The organism is Brevibacillus sp., assembly GCF_003521185.1.
Taxonomy (GTDB): domain Bacteria; phylum Bacillota; class Bacilli; order Brevibacillales; family Brevibacillaceae; genus Brevibacillus; species Brevibacillus parabrevis.
Genome location: NZ_DOTK01000037.1, coordinates 20,364 through 32,641 on the forward strand (window position 1 = coordinate 20,364; position 12,278 = coordinate 32,641).

The following is a 12,278-nucleotide window of genomic DNA, read 5'->3' on the forward strand; positions in this document are numbered from 1 at the left end:
CGCTTCTCCACTCCCTCTTACAAGCTCCAGTAATGGTAACCCTTATTCACAAAATCGGCTTTTTGATAAACTCCTTTGATATCGAAAATCATTTTTGTCTGACCGCTTCCGTACATGGCATCGAAGTCGTCCACGCTCATGCTGGCAAAAAAGGCGTGCGGAACCGCTACGATCACCACGTCCAATTCTTTCAGCGCATCCGGGTGGGAAAGCTCGATCCGGTATTCCTCGTACGCCAGTCTGGGATCAGCCAGCGGATCGACGACAAGCGGCACAATCCCGTACTCGTGAAGCTCGGAAACAATGTCCACTACTTTCGAGTTGCGAATATCCGGGCAGTTTTCCTTGTAGGCCAAGCCCATGATGCCGATTTTCACGTTTTTGACGTCCAGCTTCATCCGTACAACCGACTTGATGATTTGTTCCGCGATGTATTTGCCCATCCCGTCATTGATGTGGCGACCCGCCAAAATGATTTTGGAATGGTACCCGCTGTCTTCTGCCTTGTAGGTCAAGTAATACGGATCGATGCCGATACAGTGCCCTCCTACCAGACCGGGTGTGAACGGCAAAAAGTTCCACTTCGTCCGGGCAGCCTGCAGCACAGCCTTCGTATCGATGCCCATCTGATGAAACAGCATCGCAAGCTCATTCATGAACGCAATATTGATGTCGCGCTGGGCATTTTCAATGACCTTGGCTGCTTCGGCGACCTTGATGCTCTCCGCCCGATACACGCCCGCCTCCACAACCAGCCCGTACACCCGTGCCACCGTATCCAATGTTTGTTCGTCCATGCCTGATACAATCTTCACGATCGATTCAAAACGGTGCACGTCATCGCCCGGATTGATGCGCTCCGGCGAATAGCCGACTGTGAAATCCTCTCCACAACGCATGTTCGATTCGCTTTCCAGTATCGGGATGCATATTTCCTCGGTCACTCCCGGATACACGGTCGATTCGAAGACGACAACCGATCCTTTCGGCATGTGTTTCGCTACCGTCCGCGTCGCCGCCTGTACGTAGTGCAGATCAGGCACATTGCCGCTCTTGATCGGCGTGGGCACGGCGACGATGAAAAACCGCGCTTCCGACAGTCTTGTTTCATCTGACGTAAAGTCAATCGTACTGGCTCGCAGCCGCTCCTCGTCCATGCTTCCATCCGGGCATAGCCCGTTTTGGTAATTATCCACTTTTGCACGATTGACATCAAAACCGATTACAGACACTTTTTCTGCCAACGCAACTGCTACTGGTAACCCTACATATCCGAGTCCGACGACAGCAATTTTTTCCTGGCGCTCTACAATTGCGTCAAACAGATCCATGATGTTTCTTCCTCTCTCATTGTCGATTACGAACCAAACATTTCTGACATTTTCACAAACGTATAGCCTTTCTCTTGCAGCTTCTCAATGATGGTTGGCAACGCGTCTACGGTTTTTATGTCATCGAGCATGTGCAGCAGGATCACACTGCCATTTTTTGTTTTCTCGATGACGATGTTTGCAATTTCGTCCGCCGTCTTTGTTTTCATGTAATCGGAAGGATCTACATCAAAGTTCGTAATGGTATGGTAACCAGTCGCTGAAATAGCTTTTAATGTATTGTCATTAATGGCTCCGGTCGGTGGTCGGAAGTACATGGTCGGCTTTTGCTGAATCGCGCCTGTAATGATCTGATGCGCTTTGACGATTTCTTCCTGCATCTGAGCCACTGTGATTTTGGTCAAAACGGGATGAGAGTACGTGTGGTTCGCCACATCGTGTCCTGCTTCATATATCGCTCTGGCGAGGTTCGGATTTTTTGCCACCCCGTCGGCCCGCAAGAAGAACGAAGCTTTAATCTGGTACTTGTCCAATGTGTCCAAAATTTTTGTGACAGTAGCATCGCTTCCCCAGTCGTCAAAAGACAGGGCGATCTGCGGCTTGTCTGACTCGTCTCTTTGTACATATCGATAAGTAACATTTTGAACATCCAAATTGATTTTCGCAGCGTCATAGCCTTCAATTTGCTCAGCTGGCTTTCTCTCTTGGCTGCCTGCAATCAAGTCTTTCAAAGGAACAAAGCGATATCCGGCATCGTTTGCTGCCCGCGCCAAAAGAGCAACATTCTCGGCGAGTTGCTTGCTCTCAACGGTGTCCATGGTTATGATCCCGCCACGATTGATGTATTTTCTGACGTAGCGCATTTTTTGTTCTTCTGTCTCTTTTTCCCAGTTATGCAAAAACAGGCTGGTGGAGATAACAGCTTCATGGCCTGCGCCCGCTGCGGCCAACAAAATGTCATCGGTATAGGTCGCCGATTTTGTTCGCACGTAACGTGTTTTAATCCCTGCCTTCTTCTCAATGACATCTTTGGCCAGCTTGATCTCGGAGCTGATCTTGTCATAGGGAAGCTTGCTCAGATCGAGCAGATTCAGTGTATTGTTCTCGACCTCATGGCCGCGCGCAGCGATTTCTTTTGCCAGATTCGGCTCCTCGGCTACACGCATGCCAGGCAAAAAGAAAGTCGCCTTGATCTGCTGCTTGTCCAGTGCATCGAGCAGCTGTTTCATCTTCTTGCTGTCAGCCATCCCGTTAAAGGTAAGAGCCAGTTCTCGCTTGGTCGTATAGACGAAAGGAATGCCCTTGCTTTTTTCTCCTGTATAGCGAATGATCTTTTGAGTCGTTTTGGTTTTTTGCGCAGCGTAGCCAAATGGCTGGCCCCGATCGTGCAGCGGAGCGCATCCTGCTAACACGGCAATCGCAAGCATCGCCATGGCTATGGAAAACAAGAATGATTTTTGGTTTCTTCCTATCTTTTTGGGCATGTCTTTTCTCCTTTTCTCCCGATATACGCAAAGAAAATTCCTCGACTACAGTCCTTCATACTACTCCTTATGAAAGAAAACAGCTATAGTCAATTCCAGGCAGTTTTCCCGCGTTTTACTTTGGAACCATGTCAGCCATTTTGACGAATTTGAAGCCTTTCTGTTTCAGCTTTTCCAAGGCAACAGGCAGCGCTTCAACTGTATGTATGTTGTCGAGCATATGAAGCAAAATGACGCTGCCGTTTTTCGTCTTGGTCATGATTCCGTTGACGATATCATCGGCGCTGTGTCTGGCATCCCAGTCCAGCATCGTCACGTCGTACATCGCGATGTTTTTGTATCCGACTGCCGAGATCAATCGGGCTGTCTCGTCGTTAACGACTCCTGTCGGTGGACGAAACAGCATCACAGGCTGCTGCTGAATCGCATCTGTAATGACACGGTGCGCTTTCACCAAGTCTTCTTGCAACTGCTGCGGCGAAATCGTCGTGACGACCGGATGGCTGTAACTGTGGTTCGCCACGTCGTGCCCGCCTTCCACCATCGCCCGCGCCAGGTTGGGGTTGTCCTCTACCCCTTTTGCCCGCAGGAAAAAGGTCGCGACGACATCGTGCTCTTCCAAAATATCGAGAATCTTCGTAACCGTCTTGTCGCTGCCCCAGTCGTCAAAAGTCAGGGCAATTTTCGGTTCGTTCGTCTCCATCTGATAGATGAGGTGATAGGTGGCATTTTTCGTGTCGGGATTGATTTTTGCCGCATCATAGCCAGGAATTTGTTCCAGCGGCTTGCGCTCTCCTCCGTTTTTCACAAGCTCCCCCAGCGGAACGAGCTTGTAGCCGATGTCATTGGCCGCTTTCGCAATATAGGAGATGGCGGGAATCACTTCGGGATTGATGTCTGTATTCATCGTAATAATCCCGCCCCTGGTCATGAACCTCTCCACGTACTCGCCAATCGCCTTTGCATCCTTTTTCATGTCCCGGTCTTTCGGATTGATGCTGTAGCTGACTACGCCTTTCATTCCCAACGCAGCCGCAGCCAGACGGACATTATCGGTAACATCCCCCGATTTGGTGCGCACATAGCTTGGAGTAACTCCGGTCTGCTTTTTGATTACGTCGTTGCCAAGCTGAATCTCTTTGTAGATTTGCTCATAGCTGAGTTGGGCATCGTCCAAGTGATTCAGCGTGTTGTTCTCGATTTCATGCCCTCGCTTGAGGATTTCCTTGGCGATCTCCGGCTCTTCCGCAACCCGCATGCCCGGGAGAAAAAAGGTCGCTTTGATCTGGTACTTGTCCAGCTCGTCCAGCAGCTTCTTCATGGTTGCGTCATCCCCCATCCCGTTGAAGGTCAGGGTCAGTTCTTTCTTTGCTGTATATACAAAAGGAATGACTTTGCTCTTCTCACCGTTGCTCGCGGGAATCGTTTGAGTCGTATTCGCTTTCGGAACGTTGTTTGCTTCTTCAACCCCAAACTGGCAGCCGACAAGCAAAGAGCTTGCAATCATCCATGCACTCCACGGCAGAACCCGCCGTTTGCGTGGCGTACGCGTAGTAACCATCAAGTTTCCTTTCCCCTTGTCATAAAATATGTACAAGAATGACAATATAGGTAATTTTACCTATGAAAAAAGTTCCAGAAAAGCAGTTTTCTTTCTAATTTCGCACTATACACTACTTTTAAAGAGGTAGTAAAGCCCTAAATTCCACACTTTCCCTGCGTATGCCTGTGTTCATTTTACATAAACGGCTTATGAATGAACAACATACATATTGTAGTTTACCATAAACATTATCAGTCACTTTTCTACCATTTTCGCACGTATACAAAAAGAACGATCCACAAAGGATCGTTCCGAGAAGCATTGCGGCTTGTTCTTTTCCAAAATTTGCTTGCGCTTTTCTCGCAACAATCTGCGCTGCGAGACGTATTACTAAGTAAGAGAACAAAGAATCAGCTACAGAACACGTCGCGCAGAAACGAAGCGCTTCTCCCAGGACGTTCCTTTAAATGCGGTAAAGGTCACACCCGGTTGCCCGTAGGTATGTAGAATCTTGTTGTTTCCCGCATAAATAGCAACGTGAGTAATCCGCTTGGACTTCGTCGTCGTGCTCGCCTTGAAAAATACCAAATCCCCTTTTTTCAGGTTGGCCTTGGACACACTCACGCCTTTTTTCGCCTGGTCACGCGAGGTACGTGGCAAGCTTTTGCCTACTGCTACACGGAATACGCGCTGCGTGAAAGAAGAGCAGTCAAAAACAGCTGTTGTCGAGCTCTTTGCACCAAATTTATAGGGGGTCCCCAGATATTTTTTACCTGTGCTGATGACTTTGTCTGCCTTCGCTTGCGTCCAGGCTGCGTGAGCTACATTTTGCTCTCCTGGCATTGGCAGTGCAATCGCTGTTACTCCTAAAGTCAATCCCATTACGATTCCGATGAGGGTTTTTCGCAATTTCATGTTGTTCATCCTCCCTTTTGACAGAACGCGCTTCTACGAGATGGTTTCGGTAGAAGCTTTATTTATGCAAAGTTTGGGTGACCTCTCACTTGTTCTCTACTTTACCAAAGCTGTCGCGCTGTGAAATTACCAAAAACTTGGCAGAAACCGATTGAACAAATGGATGTGATTTCCGCTTGACGCCCTCAAGCCCGCTGTAACAGGCATTCCTTAAATTTTCAGTTTATTTTCATGCCAAAATGTTCCTCCGGTTTTGTCCAATTGTATCCAGTGCGATTCGCCGATTGTCCGCATCATATGCGACTTATGACCTATACCCACTTGCAAAAAATCCCTTTTCGCGCTATTTTCACGCGGGCAAAAATGGTTTCTTCCTTCTCTCTCTTCTCTATGCTTGCAACCTGTTGAGAGTCATCGTAAAGTAGATAGGAGTTCGTTTTGAAGGAGGAACATATGCGACTGCGTAACATCCCAGGCGCCGAAGCGGCCCTGCGTGAATATCCGACATTTGTAGACAGCCCGCTTTCCTATAAAGGAAGATGGAAGGAACGCTTCGGAAATGACCATCCGATCCACGTGGAGATCGGCTGTGGAAAGGGACGCTTCATTAATACACTGGCAAAGCGTCACCCTGATACGAATTTCATTGCGGTTGAACTGAAAGCAGAGGTTGTTTTGCGGGCCTTGCAGCGAACCGAGTACGAGACGATTCCGAATCTGGCATTTATCCAGTTCGACGCCTCCAAGCTCAGTGAACTGTTCGCCGATCATGAAATTGCCCGGATTTATTTGAATTTCAGCGATCCGTGGCCAAAAGCGCGCCATGCCAAGCGCCGCCTCACCTACGCCAGCTTCCTGAACAACTATCGCCAGGTGCTCACCCAAGACGGCGAAATTCATATGAAGACCGACAACGAAAAGCTGTTTGAGTTCTCCCTCAATCAATTCGCTGCCGAGCGCTTTCAGATGAAGAACATCACCTTTGATCTTCACCAATCGAAGCTCGCAGAAGAAAACGTGATGACCGAGTACGAAGAGCGCTTTTCTTCCAGAGGACAGCGAATCTACCGGGTAGAAGCCAGCTGCTTGATAAAGTAAGCGAAGCGCAACGCTTTTACAAGTAAATGACTCCCACGCGAACACGCTATGGATACAGCTCGTGCTTGCGTGGGGTTTTTTCGATCTTTCAAGCAAAGGATTGGGAGAAAAGCATATGAATCGCTACGATGATGCCTTTCACGAATGGAATAACAGCCTTTTGTTCGCGCGGTTACGGATGACCTCGATATTCTTGCTTTTGTGCTATCCCGTCTTTCTGTACGTCGATCTCGTCCTGCTTAAAGACGTCGGCAATCCGCTGTTTCTTTACACGCTTACTTCTATACATACATCAGGCTTTATCGCCTCCTTGATTCTCGTCTTCATCTATCAAAAATTTCAGAAGAGCGAAAGCTTCATGCGCTCCTCCTGGCCGCACTCTCTGATCATTTTGTTCGTGGCGGGCTACGTCCTAGCAAGCGCTCTGTCGTCTTTGAACAGCCACAGACTCTCGGGAAATATTGACGCCTACGTCGTCGTGCTCATCGGGGTTGCAGCCGTCTTTCCGCTGCGCCCGCGGTACTTCGCCTATATTCTTGTGCCTTGTCACTTGCTGTTTCTGTATGTGTTGGCGCAAATTCCCCAGGATGATTTCTCGCTTCACGCCAAACAGATCAATACGAGCATGACGGTGTGCATCTCCTTTTTCATCGTGCTTGCTTTCCATTCTTATAGAAAAAAAGAGTTCAACTACAAGCGTGAGCAAAAGGAATCAGCGGAAAATTTGCGCAAATTGTTTGACATCAATCCGTACCCGCTGCTTCTCTCCCGCCTCTCTGACGGGCGCATTTTGCTGATGAACGAGCGCGCCCAAAAAGAATGGCCCTGCACAGCAGGTGACGAAGAACGTTACGACACGAGCTATGTTTTTCAGGACGCAGCAGATCGCCAGGAAGTCGTCGAGCAACTGCGCAAAACAGGCAGCATCAAAAACCACGTGCTCCAGCAAAAAAGCGCGCCGGGCTTTACCCGTTGGGCCATGGTTCACTATGAAGTGATTGAGTACGACAACATCCCGTGCATTTTATCCGGGATGACAGACATCACCGAGTTGAAAAAAGTAGAAAGCGAGCTGGCAAAGCACGCCTCGATCGACTTGCTGACTGGTCAGTTGAATCGCCGGAGCGGGATCGAAGCCCTGCAACAGATCGTCGCTGAATCCCGCAGCTCCTGGATTTCATGCACGATTTGCTTCGTCGACATCAACAATCTCAAGCAAGTAAACGACCAGTACGGACACCGGGAGGGCGACGCGCTGATCACGACGGTGTGCGATGTGATCAGAGGCGTCATCTGCGCTGACGACATTTTGTTTCGCTACGGCGGTGACGAGTTCATCATCCTCTTTACCGGCAAGTCGCAAGAAGCAGTCGATGCGCTTTGGGACGTCATCTGGCAGCAGTTTTTGGCGATCAATGCCGCCCAGAAAAAGCCGTACCTCATTACGGCGAGCCACGGACTGTTTTATTTCTGCTCTGGTATGGATGTAACGATCGAGGACATGATCGAGCAAGCTGATGCAGCCATGTACAAAGAAAAAACCAGACGGAAAAAGGAGCTGTCCGACATGGTCGGCGGCGCTCATCCGCTGGTTTAATCCTGAAAAGCCGCTAGTTGTTCAGTTGCCGTCTTTTCGCCCGCTCACCATTCTGTACACACGTTCTGGCCGTCCAACCACGCCGTAGGAAAGGTCAGCGACGGCTTCGCCAATAGCAACCAGATACTCCAAATAGCGACGGGCCGTTGAACGGCTGATGCCCGTTTCTTTGCTGACCAGCTCGGTAGTAGCTTCTTGTGTTTGCATCAGATAACCGGATATTTTGTCCAGTGTAATCTGATCAATCCCTTTGACGGCTCTTCCTTCCGCTGGTTTTTTGCTGCTTGTCCGGGAAATTAGCTCATCAATCTGGGCCTGGCTGATTTGCTCCCTGTCCTGTTTCCACTCCCGCACTTTTTGCCTGAACTCCTGGTAGCTCTGCAAAGTCTGTTGCAGGCGGGCAAAAATCAGCGGCTTGGTGATGAAATCAAAGACGCCGTAGCGTATCGCTTCTACGACGGTATCCACCTCTTTGGCTGCTGTCAGCATGATGCAGTCGCACGCGGGAAACTGCTCCTTGATCACAGACAAGAAATCCAGTCCGTCCATGTCCGGAAAATAAATGTCCAACAGCACCAAATCGGGCTGAAGCAGCTCCAGCTGATCCCTGGCTTCCTGGGCATTGGTTGCAATGCCGACAACCTCGTACCCTTCCACCTTTTCCACAAAGCGACGATTTACTTCGGCAATCCTCAAATCGTCCTCTACAATCAAAACCCGTATTGCGCTTTTTCCCGCCATGCTCTTCAATACAGCTCTCCCTCCTTCATCTGCGACGTTCAAACCTCTTTCGGCAGCGTCACCGTAAAAATAGTTCCGCCCGCCGGATTACCTGTATGCGTAATATTGCCATGCAGCTGGGAAACCGCTTGTTGCACCAGATGCAGGCCGTACCCGTGATTCGGCTGCTGCTTGGTAGAAAAGCCAAGCTCGAATACCCGCTCGGCATGTTCCCGCGAGATGCCTGGGCCGCGATCTTCTACTTCGATCAACAGCACCTCTTCCATATCGAGCAAAAAGATCGTGATCTCCTGGGCAAAGGCGCCCGGTGCCCAGACGGCATCCATCGCATTATCGAGCAAATTTCCCAAAATGACAATCAGTTGGGCGCGATCAATAGCCGCTGGAATTTCGCGGAAGTTGCTTTCCGGATCGATTTTCAGCTCAATTTTGCGCTCATTGGCCTGATTCAGCTTGCCGAGCAAAAGTCCGGCGATCAGCGGATCTGGCACCTCTTGCAAAATGAATCGCGTGTGGCTGACGTGTGCATCCAGCTCGGACGAGATAAACTGGATTGCTTCCTGATACGACTCCAGCTGGATCAAACCGGAGATCAGGTGCAGCTTGTTGGAATACTCGTGCGTTTGCGAGCGGAGCACTTCAGCATATTCCTTTACCCTGGACAGCTCCTGCGTCACCTCGAACAATTCCGAACGGTTGCGGAAGCTGGCGACAGCGCCCGTGATCTGGTTGTTCGCATCCTTGATCGGCACGCGGTTGACAATCAGCACCTGCTCGTTCACCAGCGCTTCGCGGTCAAACTCGGCTTCCCCCGTCTCGATTACTTCCGTGAGGCCAAGCGCGTGCACCAGGTCGTCCTGCTTCTCTGTCAAACAATCGCGCTCCTTTTCCTGCTTTTGGCCGAGCAGTCGTTGCGCCGTCTGATTGGCAAGCGTGATCGCCCCTGTCTCGTTGACCGCCACAATGCCTTCGCGAATCGATTCAAGCACAGCCTGGTTCTCCTGATACAACCGTCCGATGCTCGCTGGTTCCAAGCCGAAAATCGCTTTTTTGACATTCCGGGCAAGCAGCATCGTACACACGACGCCCAAAAGCAGCGTGATGATCCCGACAAGCACAATCCGGTCGCGGTACGATTCAATCGTCTCATTAATATCGGCAAACAAAAATCCGACAGATACGACTCCTATCACTTGCCCTGCTTCATTATAGATCGGCGTTTTTCCCCTGAGGCCAGGCCCCAGCGATCCGACCGTTTCCGAGATGATCGAGTTTCCTTCGAACACCGTTTCGTTATCGCCCCCGACCATCGGCTTGCCGATTTCATCCGGGTCTGGATGGGAGTAGCGAATCCCTTGCAAATTGCCAACTGTAATAAAAGCGGCGTTCGTGCTTACCCGGATTTTTTCCGCAATCGGATTGATGATTTTGGCCGGGTCCTCTGTGTAAAACGCCTGCTTGATTTCCTCCATTTGCGCCACGGTTTTCGCCGTGTCCAACGCCCGTCTGCCAATCTCTTTTTCCAGGGCATCCGCGAGCATCAGCTCAAACGTAATCCCCAAAATCACGATGACACCTAGCAGGAGCGAACAGATGATCAACATCAGCTTGCTGTGAAAACGCACGTTCCTCTCCCCCCTTCTTCTCATTGTAACCCAATTTTGCGTCCAACTGAAAAAGAGGCCCTTCGCCCGGCCTCTTTTTCCCGCAAGTTCGCAAGTTCTCTGCTACAACGTGAGCACTCCCGTAAGCAACGCGACAACGATCATGACAAGCGAAGTGCCGAATGCCCATTTCATGATAAAGCGCTGCGTCTGCGCGTAGTCCACGCCAACCATCCCCAGCAGCAAATATTGAGCGGCAAACAGCGGACTCAAAACGTGCAAGGGCTGGCCGAGAATCGACGCCCGCCCGATCTCTGCCGGATCGACCCCATACGCTGCTGCCGCATTTGCCAAAATCGGCACCACGCCGAAATAATAGGCGTCGTTGGACATGAAATACGTAAAAGGCATGCTGGTCAAAGCGACCAATACAGGCATGTGCGAGCCAAGCGAGTCCGGCAGCCAGGAGACAACCGTATTCGACATGGCGTCAATCATTTTTGTCTCGGTCAAAATGCCTGTAAAAATTCCGGCAGCGAAGACCATCGAGACAGTCGCGAGAGCGTTGCCCGCGTGCGCTGCGATCCGCTCCTTCTGGTCTTCCATTTTGGGATAGTTGATCAACAGCGCGATGGCAAACGCGATCATGAACAAGATGGGCAAAGGCAAAAAGCTGGTGATAAGTCCGAGCATCAGCGCAACGGTCAGCAGCAGATTAAACCAGAGCAGCTGTGGACGCTTGCTCGCAGTTGCTTCATGAGCCGCCGCCAACTCGGCTTGTGCTGGCGACGATGCGCGAGATGCACCGCCAAGCTCGATAATCCCCAGCCGTTTCCGTTCTGCTTTGCCCAATATACAGGCGACGAAAATGACCCAAGCGATCCCGGCAGCCATGGCAGGAATGAGCGGGGTAAACAGCTCGGATGCGTCCAGTCCCAACACACTCATCGCTCTCGCAGTCGGACCGCCCCACGGCGCCATGTTCATGACGCCCAGCGCAAGCATCGGAATGACCGCCAAAATCATCGGTTTGATCCCCATTCGTTGATACAGCGGCAACATGGCCGTGACCGTAATCATGTAAGTCGTCGTACCGTCTCCGTCCAATGCGACCAGACTGGCGAGAATCGCCGTACCGACGACGATTTTCAGCGGATCGCCCTTGACGATCTGCAATATTTTCGCAATCAACGGATCAAACAAGCCAGCATCCATCATGATTCCGAAGTACAGGATGGCAAACAGCAGCATGATTCCCGTAGGCGCAATCTGCTTGATACCGGCAAGCATCATCGTGCCAAGCTGATCCGCAAAGCCGCCGAGCAAAGCAAACACAACAGGAACCACAATAAGTGCAACCAAAGCCGAAAGTCGCTTCGACATGATCAAATACATGAAAACGGCTACCATTAAAAAGCCAAGCCATGACAGCATACCTTTTTCCTCCTTGGGAGAATGCGCTTACAACAACGTGTACGAATGCGCTTTCATTTGCTGCTGTCATTATAGCAATGTTCGTAAAAATCCGAATACAATTTGCGCATAAACAGTTTTACCCGCATTTTTGTCATAAACGTCATAAAATTCACGATACGCCTGTCTGCTTATTCGTTTAAATGGTACAATAGTGACAACCTATATTTTTCCAAACGGAGGTTTGCATGCTCGATTTCGGAATCGCATCCATCCCACTGTTCATCATGCTTTTGTTTTACGGCCTGATCATTTATTTGCTCATTAGCCTGATCCGGTTCATGAACAACAAAATTGCCCTCGACCAAGAACGAAATGAAAAGCTGGACCAATTGATCCAGCTTCTACAAAAAGGCGAACAAAAAGAACCAGCCGCTCCCCCGCAATCCGACCACCTTGACACACGCTAGACCGTCCTGTTGACCGCAAGCACTCACATCCCATTTCATGAAAAACGTCTCGACGTTTTTCCCAGAAAAAAGCCCGAGTCCG

Annotated in this window: 10 protein-coding genes; 3 read left to right on the top strand and 7 right to left on the bottom strand. The window is 50.2% G+C overall.

Going from position 1 to position 12,278, the window contains the following annotated elements; genetic code table 11:
- Positions 1–17: 17 nt before the first annotated feature.
- The 4 genes from DEP07_RS10340 to DEP07_RS10355 all read right to left on the bottom strand — a co-directional run bounded on the left by DEP07_RS10340 (position 18) and on the right by DEP07_RS10355 (position 5,273).
- Positions 18–1,331: a nucleotide sugar dehydrogenase gene (locus tag DEP07_RS10340; RefSeq protein ID WP_122963922.1), complete on the bottom strand. Its 1,314-nt coding sequence runs from the start codon at positions 1,329–1,331 to the stop codon at positions 18–20.
- Positions 1,332–1,357: 26 nt separating this feature from the next.
- Complete coding sequence (locus DEP07_RS10345; RefSeq protein ID WP_122963921.1) at positions 1,358–2,815, bottom strand: polysaccharide deacetylase family protein; 1,458 nt, start codon at positions 2,813–2,815, stop codon at positions 1,358–1,360.
- A 115-nt stretch (positions 2,816–2,930) separates the two neighbouring features.
- The gene (locus DEP07_RS10350; protein WP_371736944.1) at positions 2,931–4,376 is read right to left on the bottom strand and encodes a polysaccharide deacetylase family protein; all 1,446 of its coding nucleotides are present in this window, start codon (positions 4,374–4,376) and stop codon (positions 2,931–2,933) included.
- A gap of 396 nt (positions 4,377–4,772) precedes the next feature.
- A complete protein-coding gene (locus DEP07_RS10355; protein WP_122963919.1) occupies positions 4,773–5,273 on the bottom strand; it encodes a C40 family peptidase in 501 nt (166 codons plus the stop codon).
- A 453-nt stretch (positions 5,274–5,726) separates the two neighbouring features.
- On the opposite strand from DEP07_RS10355, the gene trmB reads away from it, so the two are divergent.
- Both trmB and DEP07_RS10365 read left to right on the top strand, forming a co-directional pair.
- A complete protein-coding gene (trmB, locus tag DEP07_RS10360) occupies positions 5,727–6,371 on the top strand; it encodes a tRNA (guanosine(46)-N7)-methyltransferase TrmB (protein ID WP_242774884.1) in 645 nt (214 codons plus the stop codon).
- Positions 6,372–6,486: 115 nt separating this feature from the next.
- A complete protein-coding gene (locus DEP07_RS10365; RefSeq protein WP_122963917.1) occupies positions 6,487–7,968 on the top strand; it encodes a sensor domain-containing diguanylate cyclase in 1,482 nt (493 codons plus the stop codon).
- A gap of 21 nt (positions 7,969–7,989) precedes the next feature.
- Here DEP07_RS10365 and DEP07_RS10370 read toward each other — a convergent pair whose 3' ends face one another.
- The 3 genes from DEP07_RS10370 to DEP07_RS10380 form a co-directional block, all read right to left on the bottom strand.
- Positions 7,990–8,709 carry a response regulator gene (locus DEP07_RS10370; protein ID WP_122964069.1) on the bottom strand — a complete coding sequence of 240 codons (720 nt, stop codon included), beginning with the start codon at positions 8,707–8,709 and terminating at the stop codon, positions 7,990–7,992.
- Positions 8,710–8,747: 38 nt separating this feature from the next.
- A complete protein-coding gene (locus DEP07_RS10375; protein ID WP_122963916.1) occupies positions 8,748–10,334 on the bottom strand; it encodes an ATP-binding protein in 1,587 nt (528 codons plus the stop codon).
- 102 nt (positions 10,335–10,436) lie between these two features.
- Positions 10,437–11,747, bottom strand: a complete 1,311-nt coding sequence (locus DEP07_RS10380; RefSeq protein ID WP_122963915.1) for a CitMHS family transporter — start codon at positions 11,745–11,747, stop codon at positions 10,437–10,439.
- Between the two features lie 227 nt (positions 11,748–11,974).
- Between DEP07_RS10380 and DEP07_RS10385 the strand changes: the two genes are divergently transcribed.
- Positions 11,975–12,196 carry a hypothetical protein gene (locus DEP07_RS10385; protein WP_122963914.1) on the top strand — a complete coding sequence of 74 codons (222 nt, stop codon included), beginning with the start codon at positions 11,975–11,977 and terminating at the stop codon, positions 12,194–12,196.
- Positions 12,197–12,278 lie beyond the last annotated feature (82 nt).

Coding starts and splice junctions, on each gene's coding strand:
- DEP07_RS10340 (WP_122963922.1), bottom strand. CDS start 1,331: ATGGATCTGTTTGACGCAATTGTAGAGCGCCAGGAAAAAATTGCTGTC.
- DEP07_RS10345 (WP_122963921.1), bottom strand. CDS start 2,815: ATGCCCAAAAAGATAGGAAGAAACCAAAAATCATTCTTGTTTTCCATA.
- DEP07_RS10350 (WP_371736944.1), bottom strand. CDS start 4,376: ATGGTTACTACGCGTACGCCACGCAAACGGCGGGTTCTGCCGTGGAGT.
- DEP07_RS10355 (WP_122963919.1), bottom strand. CDS start 5,273: ATGAAATTGCGAAAAACCCTCATCGGAATCGTAATGGGATTGACTTTA.
- trmB (WP_242774884.1), top strand. CDS start 5,727: ATGCGACTGCGTAACATCCCAGGCGCCGAAGCGGCCCTGCGTGAATAT.
- DEP07_RS10365 (WP_122963917.1), top strand. CDS start 6,487: ATGAATCGCTACGATGATGCCTTTCACGAATGGAATAACAGCCTTTTG.
- DEP07_RS10370 (WP_122964069.1), bottom strand. CDS start 8,709: ATGGCGGGAAAAAGCGCAATACGGGTTTTGATTGTAGAGGACGATTTG.
- DEP07_RS10380 (WP_122963915.1), bottom strand. CDS start 11,747: ATGCTGTCATGGCTTGGCTTTTTAATGGTAGCCGTTTTCATGTATTTG.
- DEP07_RS10385 (WP_122963914.1), top strand. CDS start 11,975: ATGCTCGATTTCGGAATCGCATCCATCCCACTGTTCATCATGCTTTTG.